General features: G+C 73.7%; 20 protein-coding genes and 1 riboswitch. Of the genes, 9 read left to right on the top strand and 11 right to left on the bottom strand.

Annotated elements, in window-relative coordinates; translation table 11 throughout:
• Nucleotides 1-57: 57 nt before the first annotated feature.
• The 7 genes from IF37_RS0125120 to IF37_RS0125090 form a co-directional block, all read right to left on the bottom strand.
• Complete coding sequence (locus IF37_RS0125120) at nt 58-867, bottom strand: urease accessory protein UreD (protein WP_052845363.1); 810 nt, start codon at nt 865-867, stop codon at nt 58-60.
• Nucleotides 864-1541 carry an urease accessory protein UreG gene (ureG, locus tag IF37_RS0125115; protein WP_030746766.1) on the bottom strand — a complete coding sequence of 226 codons (678 nt, stop codon included), beginning with the start codon at nt 1539-1541 and terminating at the stop codon, nt 864-866. The genes IF37_RS0125120 and ureG overlap by 4 nt, the downstream gene beginning before the upstream one ends.
• 184 nt (nt 1542-1725) lie before the next feature.
• Nucleotides 1726-2400 carry an urease accessory protein UreF gene (locus IF37_RS0125110; protein WP_030746758.1) on the bottom strand — a complete coding sequence of 225 codons (675 nt, stop codon included), beginning with the start codon at nt 2398-2400 and terminating at the stop codon, nt 1726-1728.
• Between the two features lie 9 nt (nt 2401-2409).
• A complete protein-coding gene (locus IF37_RS0125105) occupies nt 2410-4131 on the bottom strand; it encodes an urease subunit alpha (protein WP_030746755.1) in 1722 nt (573 codons plus the stop codon).
• Entirely contained in the window at nt 4124-4435 is a 312-nt protein-coding gene (locus tag IF37_RS0125100; protein WP_030746751.1) for an urease subunit beta, read from the bottom strand. The genes IF37_RS0125105 and IF37_RS0125100 overlap by 8 nt, the downstream gene beginning before the upstream one ends.
• 10 nt (nt 4436-4445) lie before the next feature.
• Nucleotides 4446-4748, bottom strand: a complete 303-nt coding sequence (locus IF37_RS0125095; protein ID WP_030746748.1) for an urease subunit gamma — start codon at nt 4746-4748, stop codon at nt 4446-4448.
• Between the two features lie 259 nt (nt 4749-5007).
• On the bottom strand, nt 5008-5295 hold the full coding sequence (locus tag IF37_RS0125090) for a type II toxin-antitoxin system Phd/YefM family antitoxin (protein WP_030746737.1): 288 nt from the start codon (nt 5293-5295) through the stop codon (nt 5008-5010).
• Nucleotides 5296-5386: 91 nt separating this feature from the next.
• Here IF37_RS0125090 and IF37_RS0125085 point away from each other — a divergent pair, with 91 nt between their 5' ends.
• From IF37_RS0125085 to IF37_RS0125075, 3 genes are all read left to right on the top strand, one after another.
• Nucleotides 5387-6022: an ATP-dependent Clp protease proteolytic subunit gene (locus IF37_RS0125085; protein WP_030746735.1), complete on the top strand. Its 636-nt coding sequence runs from the start codon at nt 5387-5389 to the stop codon at nt 6020-6022.
• Nucleotides 6023-6029: 7 nt separating this feature from the next.
• Nucleotides 6030-6335, top strand: a complete 306-nt coding sequence (locus IF37_RS0125080; RefSeq protein ID WP_030746732.1) for a hypothetical protein — start codon at nt 6030-6032, stop codon at nt 6333-6335.
• A 340-nt stretch (nt 6336-6675) separates the two neighbouring features.
• Nucleotides 6676-6921, top strand: a riboswitch (cyclic di-AMP (ydaO/yuaA leader).
• 3 nt (nt 6922-6924) lie between these two features.
• Nucleotides 6925-7398 carry a C40 family peptidase gene (locus IF37_RS0125075; RefSeq protein ID WP_030746729.1) on the top strand — a complete coding sequence of 158 codons (474 nt, stop codon included), beginning with the start codon at nt 6925-6927 and terminating at the stop codon, nt 7396-7398.
• A gap of 781 nt (nt 7399-8179) precedes the next feature.
• Here the strand turns inward: IF37_RS0125075 and IF37_RS0125070 are convergent.
• Nucleotides 8180-8635, bottom strand: a complete 456-nt coding sequence (locus IF37_RS0125070; RefSeq protein WP_030746726.1) for an ATP-binding protein — start codon at nt 8633-8635, stop codon at nt 8180-8182.
• Nucleotides 8636-8847: 212 nt separating this feature from the next.
• Here IF37_RS0125070 and IF37_RS0125065 point away from each other — a divergent pair, with 212 nt between their 5' ends.
• Together IF37_RS0125065 and IF37_RS0125060 are read left to right on the top strand one after the other, a co-directional pair.
• Entirely contained in the window at nt 8848-9708 is an 861-nt protein-coding gene (locus IF37_RS0125065; RefSeq protein ID WP_030746723.1) for a helix-turn-helix transcriptional regulator, read from the top strand.
• Between the two features lie 9 nt (nt 9709-9717).
• Nucleotides 9718-9939, top strand: a complete 222-nt coding sequence (locus tag IF37_RS0125060) for a DUF397 domain-containing protein (RefSeq protein ID WP_030746720.1) — start codon at nt 9718-9720, stop codon at nt 9937-9939.
• A 69-nt stretch (nt 9940-10008) separates the two neighbouring features.
• Here the strand turns inward: IF37_RS0125060 and IF37_RS0125055 are convergent, their stop codons facing one another.
• Complete coding sequence (locus IF37_RS0125055; RefSeq protein ID WP_030746717.1) at nt 10009-11136, bottom strand: 8-amino-7-oxononanoate synthase; 1128 nt, start codon at nt 11134-11136, stop codon at nt 10009-10011.
• Between the two features lie 147 nt (nt 11137-11283).
• Between IF37_RS0125055 and bioB the strand changes: the two genes are divergently transcribed.
• From bioB to IF37_RS0125035, 4 genes are all read left to right on the top strand, one after another.
• Complete coding sequence (gene bioB, locus IF37_RS0125050) at nt 11284-12498, top strand: biotin synthase BioB (RefSeq protein ID WP_030746713.1); 1215 nt, start codon at nt 11284-11286, stop codon at nt 12496-12498.
• A gap of 106 nt (nt 12499-12604) precedes the next feature.
• Nucleotides 12605-13816 (top strand): adenosylmethionine--8-amino-7-oxononanoate transaminase, encoded by a 1212-nt coding sequence (locus IF37_RS0125045; RefSeq protein WP_253915842.1) that lies wholly within the window; start codon nt 12605-12607, stop codon nt 13814-13816.
• 1 nt (nt 13817) lies between these two features.
• Nucleotides 13818-14534, top strand: coding sequence for a dethiobiotin synthase (gene bioD / locus IF37_RS0125040; RefSeq protein ID WP_030746707.1), 717 nt, complete (start codon nt 13818-13820; stop codon nt 14532-14534).
• A 155-nt stretch (nt 14535-14689) separates the two neighbouring features.
• Nucleotides 14690-15382, top strand: coding sequence for a class I SAM-dependent methyltransferase (locus IF37_RS0125035; protein ID WP_030746704.1), 693 nt, complete (start codon nt 14690-14692; stop codon nt 15380-15382).
• Between the two features lie 64 nt (nt 15383-15446).
• Here the strand turns inward: IF37_RS0125035 and IF37_RS0125030 are convergent, their stop codons facing one another.
• Together IF37_RS0125030 and IF37_RS0125025 are read right to left on the bottom strand one after the other, a co-directional pair.
• Nucleotides 15447-15821, bottom strand: a complete 375-nt coding sequence (locus IF37_RS0125030; protein WP_030746702.1) for a hypothetical protein — start codon at nt 15819-15821, stop codon at nt 15447-15449.
• A gap of 18 nt (nt 15822-15839) precedes the next feature.
• Nucleotides 15840-16082, bottom strand: coding sequence for a hypothetical protein (locus IF37_RS0125025; RefSeq protein WP_030746700.1), 243 nt, complete (start codon nt 16080-16082; stop codon nt 15840-15842).
• Between the last annotated feature and the right edge of the window lies 1 nt (nt 16083).

Below are 16083 nucleotides of genomic sequence, written 5' to 3'. Positions count from 1 at the left end.
TGAGCCCGCTGAGAACAGGGGTGACCGCCCTTCTTTACCAATCCGATAACCGGACGATCATGTCCCGCTGAGCGCGACACTCCGTCCCGCGCCCGTGCGGGCCGCGCACCCGTCGAGCCGGTCCAGCGCCTCGTCCAGGAGCCCGCGCAGGCGCAGCGCGTCCGGGGCGACGGCGCTGACGAGGACGGCCGGACCGGCCAGCGGCATCAACGCGGCGTGCTCCCCCAGGGCCTGCGCCGCGACCGGGCGTTCGGCGAACTCCGGCCGCACCACGACGAGTTGTCCGACCGCCCGGTGTCCGGCCAGGGTCGCCGGGCCGTCCCAGCCGCCCGGCGCGCCGGGGCCGCAGGACAGTTGCTGGTCCAGGACGGTCCGCCCGGCGACCCGTACGGTCAGCCGGCTGGTGAGCCGTCCGGGCTGCTCGCCGGCCCGGCCCAGCACCTGCTCCTCACGCAGCACGAGGCGGGCACCGGCGTCGAGTTCGGCCCGCGTGGTGACGCACAGGTCGCTGCCGTCGGCGGAGATCAGCTGCTCGGGCAGCCAGCGCAGTTCGGCGCCGTCGGCCACGTCGAGCCGTACGTCGTACCGTGCCTCGCCGCCGGCCTGGCCCGGCAGGGCGATGGTGGCGGCGGCCGAGCCGACGTGCAGCCGGGCGCCCTCCTCCACCCGGGCGGACAGGGTGAAGCGGTCGCCGCCCAGCGGTCCGCTCATCGCGCCGACGAGCACGACCTTCGCCTCGGTCCCGGCCGACCGGGTGCGGCGCGGCGCCAGCGGGCCCTCGCCGTCCAGGTCCGGCAGTGCCGTACCGCCGCGGCCGTCGGCGCGGGCGGTGATCCGGGCGCGCGCCCGGATCCCGGTGACGGTCACGCCGCCCACGCGGCGAGCCGCCCGCGCACCCACGCGGCCACCTCGGCGACGCCGGACCCGCCGCGCAGCGACTGGAGTACGACCGGGAGTTCGGCCCGCTGCGCCTTGGCGTCGGCGGCCATCCGGGCGAGGTCGGAGCCGACGTACGGGGCGAGGTCGGTCTTGTTGACGACGAGCAGGTCGGCGGTGGTGACACCGGGGCCGCCCTTGCGCGGGATGTCGTCGCCGCCGGCCACGTCGATCACGAAGATCTGGGCGTCCACGAGCCCCTTGGAGAAGGTGGCGGTGAGGTTGTCACCGCCGGACTCGACGAGGATCAGGTCCAGCGGACCGACCGCGTCCTCCAGGTCCTCGACCGCTTCGAGATTGGCGGAGATGTCGTCGCGGATGGCGGTATGCGGGCAGGCTCCCGTCTCCACGGCGGTGATCCGCTCGGGCGGCAGCACGGCCTCCCGGAGCAGGAACTCGGCGTCCTCCCGGGTGTAGATGTCGTTGGTGACGACGGCGAGGGACAGCTCGTCGCGCAGGGCCCGGCAGAGGGCGGCGACGGTGGCGGTCTTGCCGGACCCGACGGGCCCGCCGAGCCCGATGCGCAGGGCCCGGCGTGTCCCGTCGGGGCGGTGGGCGTCCGCGCTGACGGCGGCGGGGGCGGGGTGGGTGTGGTCGAGATGCATGGGGGCTCCTTGGGTGAGCGGCCCGTTGCCGGGGGCCGCTCCTGGTGCGAGTGGTCGGCCGCCGGTGAGGGCCGCTCCTGGTGAGAGCGGTCGAGTGGACGGAGGAGCGGGTGCGCGGGTGAACGGCTGCGCGCGTTGGCGAGTGCCCGGGTGGACGGGTGGACGGCTGCGTGGGTGGGCGCGGTCAGGAAGCGAAGAGCCGTACCGGCCAGGCGGCATGGGCTTCGGCCATGACCTCCAGCAGCGGCGCGGAGGCCGCCGGCAGGGCGTCGACGCCCTCGGTGGCCGTCCTGCGCGCGGCCTCCACGGCCGCGTCCGCGACCCGGTCCAGTTCCGGTGCCAGCCGGGCCAGTACGCCGGTCGCGTCGAACGGATCGAGGCTGAGCAGCCGCACGGTGGCCGTCGCCGGTCCGCTGACGCTCTCGTAGGCGGCGCAGTGGGCCGCGTCGCCCGGTGCGAGTCCGGCCGCGCGGGCGGCCAGGCCGAGCACCACCGGCTGATGGGCGCCCTTGGGGAACCGCCGTGCCAGTGCGTCGAGTTCGGCCGACGGCCAGGCCGCCCGGGCGGCCCGCAGCAGTTGCCGGCCCAGGCGCCGCGCGGCGGCCCGCAGGGCCGGGGACGGCGTGCGGGCGTCCGCCGCCGCGTCCAGATCCCCCGGGTCCGCGCCCAGGACGGCGGCTGCCGCGAGCGCGCCCGCGACCAGTCCCGCGGTGTGCAGCCGGCCCCGGCAGAACTCCTCGAGGCTGTGGGTGTCGGTGATACGGCCCGCCTTGACGGCGGCCTCCGCCCCGCCGGAGTGCGCGTGCCCTCCGGCGGGGAAGCGGCCGTCGGCCAGGACGAGCAGTGCGGCTCGTGTCATCGGGCCCCCTCAGAAGAGGAAGTAGCGCTGGGCCATCGGCAGCTCGGCGGCCGGGGTCGCCTCGACCAGTTCGCCGTCGATGTGCACGGCGAAGCTGTCGGGGTCGATCCGGACGTCCGGCCGGGCGTCGTTCTCGCGCATGTCGGCCTTGGTGACCGCGCGCGTGGACTCGATCGCCGTGAACCGCTTGCCGAGCCCCAGCCGCTCCGGGAGCCCGTCCTCGATCGCCAGCGCACTCACGAAGTTGACCGAGTTGGCGGCCGGGGCGCGGCCGATCGCGCCGTACATCGGGCGGGGCAGGATCGGCTGCGGGGTGGGGATGGAGGCGTTGGCGTCACCCATCTGGGCGTAGGCGATCTGGCCGCCCTTGACCACGAGGAGCGGCTTGACCCCGAAGAACGCCGGTTCCCACAGCACCAGGTCGGCGAGCTTGCCGGGCTCGACGGAGCCGGTCTCGGCGGCGAGGCCCTGGGCGAGCGCCGGGTTGATCGTGTACTTGGCGACGTAGCGCCGTACCCGGTGGTTGTCGGCACGGCCGTCGCCGGGCAGCGCGCCCCGCCGGCGCTTCATGACGTGGGCGGTCTGCCAGGTGCGCAGGATCACCTCGCCGACGCGGCCCATGGCCTGGGAGTCGGAGGAGATGATCGAGATGGCGCCGAGGTCGTGGAGGATGTCCTCCGCGCCGATGGTGGACGGCCTGATCCGGGACTCGGCGAACGCCAGGTCCTCGGGGACGGCCGGGTTGAGGTGGTGACAGACCATCAGCATGTCGAGGTGTTCCTCGGCGGTGTTGACGGTGAAGGGCCGGGTCGGGTTGGTGGAGCTGGGCAGCACGTTGGACTGCGAGACCACGGTCATGATGTCCGGGGCGTGCCCGCCGCCGGCACCCTCGGTGTGGTACGAGTGGATGCCCCGGCCCGCGATCGCGGCGAGGGTGTCGCCGACGAAGCCGGCCTCGTTCAGGGTGTCGGTGTGGATGGCGACCTGGATGCCGGTCCGGTCCGCGACGGTGAGCGCGGCGTCGATCACGGCGGGTGTGGAGCCCCAGTCCTCGTGCAGTTTCAGGCCGACGGCGCCGCCGCGGATCTGGGAGAGCATCGCCTCGTGGCTGACGGTGTTGCCCTTGCCGAGGAAGCCGACATTGACCGGGTAGGCCTCCATCGCCTCCAGCATGCGGGCCAGGTGCCAGGGGCCCGGGGTGACGGTGGTCGCCTTGGAGCCCTCGGCGGGGCCGGTGCCGCCGCCGACCAGGGTGGTGATGCCGGAGGCCAGCGCCTCGTCGGCGACCTGGGGGCAGATGAAGTGGACGTGGGCGTCGATGGCGCCGGCGGTCAGGATGCGCCCGTTGCCCGCGATGATCTCCGTCTCGGGGCCGATGACCAGGTCGGGGTGGACGCCGTCCATGGTGTCGGGGTTGCCGGCCTTGCCGAGGGCGGTGATCCGGCCGTCGCGGATGCCGACGTCGGCCTTGACGATGCCCCAGTGGTCGACGACGACGGCGCCGGTGATGACGGTGTCGGGGGTGCCCTCGGCCCGGGTGGCGCGGGACTGGCCCATGGACTCGCGGACGACCTTGCCACCACCGAAGACCGCCTCGTCGCCGGAGCCGCCGGGGCCGCCGGAGCGGTCCTCCTCGATCTCGATCACCAGGTCGGTGTCGGCGAGCCGGATGCGGTCGCCGGTGGTGGGGCCGAAGAGGTCGGCGTAGGCGGGGCGGGAGATCTCAGGCATCGAGGGCCCCTCCGGTCTCCCCGCGCAGCCCCGGCACGATCCGGGCGCCGCGCAGCGGTACCAGGGCGACCTCCACGGGGATGCCGGGCTCGAAGCGGACGGCGGTACCGGCGGCGACGTTCAGGCGCTTGCCGCGAGCGGCGGCACGGTCGAACTCCAGACCGGGGTTGGCCTCGGCGAAGTGGTAGTGCGAGCCGACCTGGACCGGCCGGTCGGCGGCGTTGAGGACCGTCAGACGGGTGACCTCGCGGCCCTCGTTGAAGTGGACGGGGTCGTCCGCGAACAGGATCTCTCCGGGAATCATCGCGGCCCCCTCAGATGATCGGCTCGTGGACGGTGACGAGCTTGGTGCCGTCCGGGAAGGTGGCCTCCACCTGGACGTCGTGGATCATCTCGGCGACCCCGTCCATGACGTCGACCCTCGTGAGGATCTTGCGACCGGACGACATCAGCTCCGCGACCGTGCGGCCGTCGCGCGCGCCCTCGAGGATGTGCGACGTGATGAGGGCGACCGCTTCCGGATGGTTGAGCCTGAGCCCGCGGGCCCGGCGTCGCTCGGCCACGTCGGCCGCCACGTGGATCAGCAGCCTCTCTTGCTCGTGCGGGGTCAGTTGCACGTCCCACCTCACAGTCCTCGCTCCGGACCGTGCGGGGTCCGGCTGCCGCAGCCACCGCGACGGGGATAGGTGTAACACACAGACAAATCCCCGGATCGTCGTGAATCCGGGCAGAAAAACCCCTGGTGACGTGGATCGGCAGGCTAGAACGCCGGAGTTTCAACGACGTTAACCAGGCTTTGATCCGTCCGTGACCAGGCGATGGGCTCCCGCAGAGACGAACCGTCGGCGGACGGTCCGCGGACGGCCGGCGAGCGGCTCAGGACGGGTCCGGCCGGCGGTGCTCCGCCGCGATGCCGAAGCGCTGCCGCTCGCGCGGCGCGGAACCGGCCTCGCGCACCCCGGACACCGAGCTGACGATCCGCTCCTCGCCCTGCCCGTCCGGCGCGTCCAGCGCGTCGAGCCGCTCCAGGTCGGCCGCCGAGACCAGCGCGACCAGCGGCTTGCCATGCCGGGTCACGACGACCCGCTCACCGCCGTACACCACCCGGTTGATCAGGTCGGCGAGTTCAGCCCTGGCTTGCGTCACCGGAATCTCGTAGGCCATGACCCCATCGTACGTGAGGTACGTCCTGTACATTCTGTACAAAAGTCGAGCCCATGGGGGCCTCGTCCCGAGGAGGCGCATGTCCATGTCCCTGTCCCGACCGTCCGCCCGGCACGTGCTGCCCGAGTTCAGCGAGCGCACCGGCGGCGCCGTCCGCACCCTGGATCCGTACGCGAGGCTCTTCGAGGAACGGATCGTCTTCCTCGGCACTCCGGTCGACAGCGCGGCGGCGAGCGATGTGACGGCCCAGCTCATGTACCTGGAACACGCGGCTCCGGACCGGGACATCGCGCTGTACGTCAACTCGCCCGGCGGCTCCTTCGACGCCATGGCGGCGATATACGACACGATGCGGTACGTCGGCTGCGACGTGGCGACCTACTGCCTGGGGCAGGCCGCCTCCTCGGCCGCGGTACTGCTCGCGGCCGGCGCCCCCGGCAAGCGGTTCGCGCTGCCCGGCGCCCGCGTCGTGCTCGAACAGCCCTCGCTGCCCGAACCGGTGCGCGGACGGCCCGGCGACCTGGCCGCGCGGGCCGAGGAGCTGGTCCGGGTCCGCGCGACGCTGGAGGAGATGCTCGTCCGGCATACGGGGCGCACGGCCGCACGGGTCCACGACGACCTGGAGCGTGACCTGATCCTGGACGCCCCCGGGGCACTCGCTTACGGCCTGGTGGACGCCGTCGTGCCCGGCCGCCGGGGCGCGCTCGGCGCACCGGACGCGAGGTGAGCCGCCCGTGCTGCCGGAACTGCCACCGCTGCCCGCCCTGACCCGGGCCGAGGGCGAGCTGATCGACCGTTATCTGGAGGCGGCCGACCTGCTCGGCCGCATCAACCCGGCCCGGTCCGGGGACACCTACGGCGGGCTGCGCGCCGCACAGGCCCTGGTGCGCAAGGCGGCACAGCTGCGGGACGCGCTCACCCTGATGCACCAACGGGGCGAGACGGAGCTGCACGGGGACACGCTGGCACGGGCGCTGCGGGTGCTCGACGGCGAGCGCCGGGCCGCCCGCGTCGCGCTCCCGCCGGACGGCGGGGGCTGAGCGGGACGCCCGTGCGGGCCGGTGCCGCCGGGCGCCGACACGCGTCGTTCGGACCGGAGTTGAAACGGTCCGAACGACGTACCGCCGACCGGTGTACATCCGACTCGTTTTCCGGGGCTCCCGAGTTGCGCGACGCACCGCTGAACGGGTCGCCGGGAAGCATGTAGCCCCAGGTCCGGGGCTACGCCGGGGACCTGACGGTGGCTCGAACGGAGCATTGTCCACCCGAACGGGTGAGTGGTGAGTAACACCACAAATCCCCGATTCCGTTGGGATTTTCGGACAGGAGTAAGCCAAGATCCCTGTCTGACGACAAGCCCCCGCCACCGCGGCGGGGCGGTCCGGGCGGACGCCGAATCCTGCCGCCGCCCGGATGACCGGTCGACAGGAGTGGATCGGCAGGAGTGGAGGACCCGAGCAAGGCGGGTCGCCGGAACGCATGTTCGTCTGTTCGACACACACGGGTCGACGCGGGCGGACGGGCGCTCCGAGCAGCCCTTGGGGTGAAGCCGCACCAACGCGGCCGGGCAACTTCGCCAGCCCGAATCCGACAGGTCATCCTTCACAGGCGGCTGACGAAGGGTTGCGCATGACTGCGCTCAATCGTGTCCCGTCACTGATGGCCCGGGCCGGCACGGCCTCGGCTCTCACCCTCGCCGCCGTGGGCGGCTCGATCGCCGTGCCCGGTCTCGCCACCGACGCCTCGGCCGCGACCGTCGCGTCGAAGGCCCTGAACATCGCGGCCTCCAAGAAGGGCGCGCCGTACGCGTGGGGCGCCACCGGTCCCCGCCGGTTCGACTGCTCGGGGCTGACGCTGTACAGCTTCAAGAAGGCGGGCAAGAAGCTGCCGCGCACCGCCGCCCAGCAGTACAACAAGACCCACCATGTCTCCGCCCGCAGCCGCAAGGCCGGTGACCTGGTCTTCTTCCACTCGGGTTCCTACGTCTACCACGTCGGCATCTACGCGGGTCACGGGAAGATCTGGCACGCGCCGAAGACCGGGGACGTGGTGAAGCTCCAGAAGATCTGGACGAAGGCCGTGTGGTACGGCCGGGTCAGCTGAGCCGACGTCACGCCCGGAGCGGCTCCGGCGGGAGCGGCTCCGGCGGGAGCGGCTCCGGCGGGAGCGGCTCCGGCGGGAGCGGCTCCGGCGGGAGCGGCTCCGGCGCGGAACCGCGGAGGTCTCCGGGGCGCGCACGCCGGTGACGCGTGCCCACCGGGGCGCGTAGGGCTCCCCCGCCCCGCCCCCGGCCGCTCCCGGTGTCCTGGAGGCGCCGCCAGGGGCCGCCACGGCCCCACGGGGCGCGTGGGCGCGGCCCGACGGCCCGGGCGTCCGTGACGGCGCGGATACGGCGACCGGGGCGGTGCGGGTACGGCGAACGAGGCGGTGCGCGCCGATGGCTCGCCGGGCGTGGCGCGCACCGGTGCGGCGCGGACGACCGGGCGCGCCGCCGGCCTCACCGCCACGCCCGGCGCCTTCCCTTCACGCCCGGCGCCTTCCCGCCGCGCCCGGGGCCTCCCCGCCGCGCCCGGGGCCTCCCCGCCACGTCTTCGGCCGGTCCGGCCCGGTCGAGCCCCCAGCGGAGGACGGGCACGACGCCATCACCCCGGCAACAGTTCCGCACGGCCGGTCCGACGCCACCGGGGTCGGGGGTGGCGGCGGTGCGGCCCGGCACGAGCCGGTGCGGGACGGCCGGCCGCCCGGTGTGGTGCGCCGCGGCGCCACTTCTCTCCGGCGCCGGGAGACGGACCCGGGACGCGTCCGCCGTCTCCGGCGCCGGGATCCACCCGCGTACGGGCTCGCTCCAGGCGTCGTGGACCCGGGCTGATCCAAACGAAGCCCCCTAGTGTTCCGGCGGTCCGGCCGGGACCGGGGCGGCCGGGAGGGTCCAGGGAAGTTCGATGGAGACCGTCTTGCCGCCCTCGCGGGTGGGCCGCACACAGAGCCGGCCGCCGCACTCCGCGGTGAGCCAGCGGATGATGACCATGCCGCGGCCGTTGTCCTGCTGGACGGCGGCGGGCAGTCTCTTCGGGAAGCGGGGATGGCTGTCCGTGACGCCGATGCGCAGGTGTTCGTCATGGTGCAGCGCGAGGTCGACCGTGAAGGTGGGTGACTGGCCGAAGGTGTGCTGTACGGCGTTGGTGGCGAGTTCGGAGACGATGAGCCGCACGGTGTCGGCCACGTCGGTGTCCGCCGGCAGCCCCCACTCCCTGAGGGTGCCGACGACATAGGAGCGGGCGGCGGAGACCGAGGCGGGATCGCTCGGCAGAGTGACGGAGGCTTCCAGGTGATCTGCCATGGCGACGTCGTCCCTTCCCACGGGACCGCGGTCCGACATACAGCGGCGGGTTCGAGTACGGTCCCGGACTGGTGCTTGCCCGCCAGACTGCCATCACCTGGCCGGTCACGGGGAGCGATCCACCGAGATCTGCATATATCTGTCGCCCGAAGCGGTGAACTGTGTGCCGCGAAACCGTGTGCGGGCGGCCCGTCAGGAGTAAGGAGGAGCCCATGCAGAACGGTCCGGCGGTGCGCCGTCGCAAACTGGGCGCCGAACTGCGCACGCTGCGTACCGGCGCGGGGCTCACGAGCGGTGAGGCGGCCCGGCTGGTCGGCTGGCACCAGTCGAAGGTGAGCCGCATCGAGACCGGCGCCAGCGGGGTGAAACCGGCCGATCTGCGGTCGCTGCTGGACGCCTACGGGGTGCGGGACAGGCACCTGCGCGAGTTGCTGCTGGTGCTGGCGGGGTCGGAGGACGCGGGCGGGCGGCACCGCTGGTGGCACGCCTACCGCGGGGTGCTGCCGCCCACGTACCGCGACTTCATCAGCCTGGAGTCGCAGGCCAGCGCGATGCGCACCCTGGAGACCTCGGTCGTGCCCGGTCTGCTCCAGACGGCCGAGTACGCCCGCGCGGTGACCCGGGCGGTGGTGAAGGACGTGGACGAGGACCGTCTGGACACCCTGGTGGAGGTACGGCTCGCCAGGCAGGACGTACTGCGTTCGGACCCGCCGCTGGTGCTGAGCGCCGTACTGGACGAGGCGGTGCTGCGCCGCGAGGTGGGCGGCCCCCGGGTGATGGCCCGGCAGCTGGAGCGGCTGATGGAGGCCGCCCGGCTGCCCCAGGTACGGCTCCAGGTGCTGCCGCTCGCGGCGGGCGCGCATGTCGGCCTTACCGGGCCTTTCGTTATCTTCTCATTTCCGAGCACTTCTGATCTGGATGTCGTTGTTCTCGACCAGTTGACGAGTAGCCTCTACCTGGAACGGAAAGAAGACCTCTTGGCCTACTCCGAGGCCTTCACGACCCTTCAGTTCCACGCCCTTTCCCCCGAGGACTCGTTGGACCACATCGCCGGGATACGTGACGGCGTGTAAGGAGGCACCATGTCAGCTCTGCCTCGGAACGTCCCTGTCAGCACCGATCTGCACGACGTGCGCTGGCTGCGCAGCAGCTACAGCACGGGAGCGAACAACTGCGTGGAGACGGCCCGGCCGGGCTCCGGCCCCGCGGCCGGGTCGCTCGCCGTGCGCGACTCGAAGAATCCGGCCGGGCCCGCGCTGCTGTTCTCCGCCGGCAGCTGGGCCGGATTCATCGCCACGCTCTGACACATAATCTGGTCAGAATCAGTCAATTTCTTTTCGCCCTCGTACGAGACACGGCCGTGTCACGCCGACTCATGGTCGCGTTTCGTCGATGACTCGTACAGCGCGTTCGATCTCCGCCCCGGAGAGGTCCGCGCGGGCGGTCAGCCTCAGCCGTGAGACACCGTCGGGCACGGAGGGAGGACGGAAACAGCCCACGGCCAGGCCCGCCGTCCGGCAGTCGGCCGCCCAGCGCACCGCCCGCTCCGGGGACGGAGCCCGCACGGAGACCACCGCGGCGTCCGGACGTACCGCCTCCAGACCCGCGACGGTCAGCCGCGCGTGCAGTTCCGCGGCCACCTCCCGGGCGCGCGCCGCCCGTTCCGGCTCGCGCCGCAGCAGCCGCAGCGCCGCGAGCGCGGCACCGGCCGCCGCCGGTGCCAGACCGGTATCGAAGATGAACGTCCGGGCCGTGTTGACCAGGTGGTCGATCACCCGGGCCGGGCCCAGCACCACTCCGCCCTGGCTGCCCAGCGACTTGGACAGGGTGGCCGTGGCGACCACGTCGGCGGCGCCCGCCAGCCCCGCCGCGTACGGCGCGCCACGGCCGCCGTCGCCCAGCACGCCGAGCCCGTGGGCGTCGTCCACGACCAGTCCCGCGCCGTGCTCCCGGCACGCCGTGGCGAGCGCGGCGAGCGGCGCCCGGTCCCCGTCGACCGAGAACACCGTGTCCGAGACGACGATGGCCGCGCCCCCATGTGTGGCCAGGGCCTTGCGCACGGCTTCGGGATCGGCGTGCCCGACGACCTGGCGTTCGCCCCGGGCGAGCCGGCAGCCGTCGATCAGGGAGGCGTGGTTGCCCGCGTCGGAGACGATCAGCGAGCCGTGCGGGGCGAGCGCGGTGACCGCGGCCAGGTTTGCGGCGTACCCGGAGGAGAACACCAGGGCCGCCTCGAACCCGCAGAACCCGGCCAGCGCGCGTTCCAGTTCGGTGTGCAGTTCGGTGGTGCCGGTGACCAGCCGGGAGCCGGTGGAACCGCCGCCCCAGGTCCGGGCGGCCCGGGCCGCCCCCTCGGTGACCTCGGGATGGCGGGCCAGACCCAGGTAGTCGTTGCTCGCCAGGTCCAGCAGCGGCGAGTCGGCGGGGCGCGGGCGCAGGGTGCGGACGAGTCCGGCACGGCGGCGTGCCCCGGCCTGCTCGTCGATCCAGCCGAACGCCATGGGTCCTCCGGTGCTTTTGTAGGTAGCGGACAGACCCTAGCGGTGCGACCGGTCACCCAGGGTGTGGCAATACCCACACGGTGAACCTGGTCCGTTGTGCGAAGTCTCCTTGGCCCGGGGCGGTCCGGTAGGACAGGATCGGGCCTCATGGACCTGTTGAACACGCTGGTGGACAAGGGGCTTCGGCGCGAACTGCCGACGCGCGAGGAAGCGCTCGCCGTCCTGGCCACCTCCGATGACGACCTGCTCGACGTGGTGGCCGCGGCCGGAAAGGTGCGCCGGCACTGGTTCGGGCGGCGGGTGAAACTCAACTATCTGGTCAACCTCAAGTCCGGCCTGTGCCCCGAGGACTGCTCCTACTGCTCCCAGCGGCTCGGTTCCAAGGCCGACATCCTCAAGTACACCTGGCTCAAGCCGGACGAGGCGTCCCGGGCCGCCGCCGCGGGTCTCGCGGGCGGCGCCAAGCGGGTCTGTCTGGTGGCCAGCGGACGCGGTCCCACCGACCGGGACGTCGACCGGGTCTCGGAGACCATCAAGGCCATCAAGGACCGGCACGAGGAGGTCGAGGTGTGCGCCTGCCTCGGCCTGCTCTCCGACGGCCAGGCCGAGCGGCTGCGCGCGGCGGGCGCGGACGCCTACAACCACAACCTCAACACCTCGGAGTCCACGTACGGGGACATCACCACGACCCACACGTACGCCGACCGGGTGGACACGGTGCACAAGGCGCACGCGGCCGGTCTGTCCGCCTGTTCGGGTCTGATCGCCGGGATGGGCGAGAGCGACGCGGACCTGGTGGACGTGGTGTTCTCGCTGCGCGCGCTGGACCCGGACTCGGTGCCGGTGAACTTCCTGATCCCGTTCGAGGGCACCCCGCTGGCCGAGGAGTGGAACCTCACCCCGCAGCGCTGCCTGCGCATCCTCGCCATGGTGCGGTTCGTCTGCCCGGACGTGGAGGTGCGCATCGCGGGCGGCCGTGAGGTCCATCTGCGCACGATGCAGCCGCTGGCGCTGCACCTGGCCAACTCCATCTTCCTCGGCGACTACCTGACCAGCGAGGGCCAGGCCGGCAAGGCGGACCTGGAGATGATCGCGGACGCCGGCTTCGAGGTGGAGGGCGCCGGCGAGGTGACGCTCCCGGAGCACCGGACGGCGGCCGTCGGGGGCGGCTGCGGCTCGCACGAGGGCGCCGGGTGCGGGTCCGTCTGCGGCTCGCACGAGGGCACGGCCGGATGCGGCACGGCGTCCGCCCCGGCGGCCTCCACCTCCGCGGCCTCCGCGCCCGCGGCGGGCGAGCCGCGCACCGACCTCGTCGCCGTCCGCCGCCGGGGCGCCGGAACGGACCTCGCGCCCAATGCCTGAGCCGGGGGTGCTTGAGCCGCGGGTACCCGGGCCCGGGACGTCCGGCAGGGGGACGGCCGAGCTGCTGGAGCTGGACCGGCGGCACGTCTGGCACCCGTACGGCCCGATGCCCGGGCGCGCGGAACCGCTCGTCGTGGAGTCGGCGAGCGGGGTCCGGCTGCGCCTGGCGGACGGCGCCGGCGAGCTGATCGACGGCATGTCGTCGTGGTGGTCGGCCATCCACGGCTACCGCCACCCCGTCCTCGACGAGGCCGCGCGCGAGCAACTGGGCCGGATGAGCCACGTCATGTTCGGCGGGCTCACGCACGAGCCCGCCGTCCGGCTCGCCGAACTCCTCGTCGGCATCGCGCCGGACGGTCTGGAGCACGTCTTCCTGGCCGACTCGGGGTCCGTGTCGGTCGAGGTCGCGGTGAAGATGTGCCTCCAGTACTGGCGTTCGCTCGGCCGGCCGGGCAAGCGGCGGCTGCTGACCTGGCGCGGCGGCTACCACGGGGACACCTGGCAGCCGATGTCGGTGTGCGACCCCGAGGGCGGGATGCACGAGCTGTGGAGCGGCGTGCTGCCGCGCCAGGTGTTCGCCGACGCGCCGCCCGCCGCCTACGAGGAGTCGTACGCGGAGCACCTGCGCGAGCTGGTCGCCCGGCACGCGGACGAGCTGGCCGCGGTGATCGTGGAGCCGGTGGTGCAGGGGGCGGGCGGGATGCGCTTCCACTCCCCCGGCTATCTGCGGGTGCTGCGCGAGGCGTGCGACGCGCACGACGTGCTGCTGGTGTTCGACGAGATCGCCACCGGTTTCGGCCGGACCGGCGCGCTGTTCGCGGCGGACCACGCGGCCGTCGCCCCGGACGTGATGTGCGTGGGCAAGGCGCTGACCGGCGGCTATCTGACGATGGCGGCCACCTTGTGCACCGCGCGGGTCGCCGAGGGGATCTCGCGGGGCGAGGTGCCGGTGCTCGCGCACGGACCCACGTTCATGGGCAATCCGCTGGCCGCGGCCGTGGCCTGCGCCTCCGTCGAACTGCTGCTGGGCCAGGACTGGCCGGGCGAGGTCAAGCGGATCGAGACGGGGCTGCGGGAGGGCCTGGCGCCGGCGCTCGGGCTGCCCGGGGTGCGGGACGTCCGGGTCCTCGGGGCCATCGGCGTGGTCCAGCTCGACCACGCGGTCGACATGCAGGCCGCGACGGACGCCGCGGTACGGGCGGGCGTGTGGCTGCGCCCGTTCCGCGACCTGGTCTACACGATGCCGCCGTACGTCACCTCGGACGAGGACGTGGCACGGATCGCGCGCGCGGTGTGCGCCGCGGCGCGGGAGGGATGACATGCCGGTACTGGTGATCACGGGGACGGACACGGAGGTCGGCAAGACCGTCACCACCGCCGCCGTCGCCGCCGCGGCGCTCGCCGCCGGGCGTTCGGTGGCCGTGCTGAAGGCCGCCCAGACGGGCGTACTGCCGGACGAGCGCGGTGACGCCGACGAGGTCGCGTGGCTCGCGGGTCCGGTCACGACCGACGAACTCGCCCGCTACCCCGAGCCGTTGGCGCCGGGGACGGCGGCCCGGCGGGCCGGAACGGCGCCGGTGCACCCGCACGAGGTGGCCGAGCGGGCCGCCAAGCTGGCCACCGAGCACGATCTGGTGCTGGTCGAGGGGGCGGGCGGGCTGCTCGTCCGGTTCGACGCGGCGGGCGGCACGCTGGCCGACGCGGCCCGGCTGCTGGACGCGCCGGTGCTGGTCGTCGCCCGGGCCGGGCTGGGCACGCTCAACGTGACGGAGCTGACGGCGCGCGAACTGCGGCGCCAGGGGGTCGAGTTGGCAGGTGTGGCGATCGGGAGCTGGCCCGGATCGCCCGATCTCGCGACCCGCTGCAATGTGGCCGATCTGCCCGAGGTCGCCGGCGCCCCGCTGCTCGGCACGGTTCCCGCCGGGTCCGGGGCACTGCCACCCGCCGCGTTCCGCACAGCGGCGCCCGGCTGGCTGGCACCCCGGCTCGACGGCACCTGGGACGCGGAGGCCTTCCGCGTGCGCGAGACACCGTAACCCGGTCGCCGGGGACACCGCGGTTCCGCACCGGCGGAGGGCCGTCGAACGCGCTCGCGGCACGACTCGATCCGGTTCCCGTGCGCCGGCTGGGGGTGCGCGGGCGCGGCGCGGGGGACACTGCTGCCAGGGATGTCCCGATCAGGGAGGTTGCCATGCGGCTGCTGTCCGCCCGGGCCGGCCGGGAGACGCCGGGGTCCGTCCGCCATCCGGTGTTCGCCCGCTGCTACGCGCGGATCAGCGAGGGCGCCGAGACCCGGCTCGGGATGGCCGGGATACGGGAGCGGTTGCTTGCGGGGCTGTCCGGGCGGGTGATCGAGGTCGGCGCGGGCAACGGGCTGAACTTCCGGCACTATCCGGGGACCGTCACGGAGGTCGTGGCGATCGAACCGGAGCCGCGCTTGCGGAGGCTCGCGCGGGACGCCGCGCCGCGTGCCCGGGTGCCGGTCGACGTGGTGCCGGGCACGGCGGAGGCCCTCCCGGTCGGCAGCGAGGCGTTCGACGCGGCCGTGCTGTCCCTGGTGCTGTGCAGTGTGCGGGATGTCGGGCGGGCGCTCGGCGAGGTGCGGCGGGTGCTCCGGCCCGGGGGCGAGGTGCGGTTCTTCGAGCACGGGCGGGGCGGCGGCCCGCTGATGACACTGACCCAGCGCACCCTGGACCGCACCGTGTGGCCGGTGCTGAGCGGCGGCTGCCACCTGGCCCGGGAGCCGGTCGCCGCGCTGCGCGCGGCGGGGTTCCGCCTGGGGCCGCACCGGCGGGTGCTGCTGCCGGAGCGGGGGCCGGCGTTGCCGACCTCCTACTGCGCGCTGGGCGTCGCCTGGCGCGGGGACGAGCCGGACGTACGCTGATGCCTCGCTCACCCGCTCAACGGCGCGGTCGGCCGCTCGGCGGCGACGCTCCCGCGCGATCGCGTCAGCCGCTCCAGCGGCGCAGCTCCCGGGCGATGTCGTCGACGTCCGCCGAGCCGTCCTTCACCAGCCGGGCCAGGTCCCTGACCTGCTCGGGGGTGGTGACCACCTTGACCCCGCTGGCGACCAGGTAGGCGTAGGCGACGGCCGAGGCGAACAGCGCGTTGGAGCGTTCCAGCGCGGGGACGTGGATCAGCAGCTGGAGCAGGGAGGCGGCGCGGGCGTGCGGGTCGTCGTAGACGGGCACGCCGAATATCTCGGCCCGGTGCCGGGCGACGGCGGCGACCAGGGCGCCCCAGTCGGTGACCTGCGGGTCTCCCGGGGTCCGCTGTTCGGCGAGCATGAGCAGCCAGGCGAGGTCGATGCGGAGATCGTTCAAGGGACCGGCTTCGAGGTCTCAGGCCCGGCCGCCGGCGGCGTCGGTGCCGCGTGCCTCGGTGAACTCCTCGGCGAACAGGGTCTCGTACCGTTTCATGAAATCGGCGGCGGCCTCGACAAACGTCCGGCCCGCCTCGCCGGCGTCCTGTCTGACCAGTTCCTCGATGTAGCGGTTGACGCTCATGCCGCGGGCCAGGGCGCGCTCGCGGGCCGCGCGGGCGGTGCCCTCGTCCACGCGCACGTTCAGCTGGGTCTTCGCCATA

It is taken from the genome of Streptomyces sp. NRRL S-31 (assembly GCF_000718775.1).
Taxonomy (GTDB): Bacteria; Actinomycetota; Actinomycetes; order Streptomycetales; family Streptomycetaceae; genus Streptomyces.
This window is presented reverse-complemented; position numbering and strand designations above follow the sequence as displayed.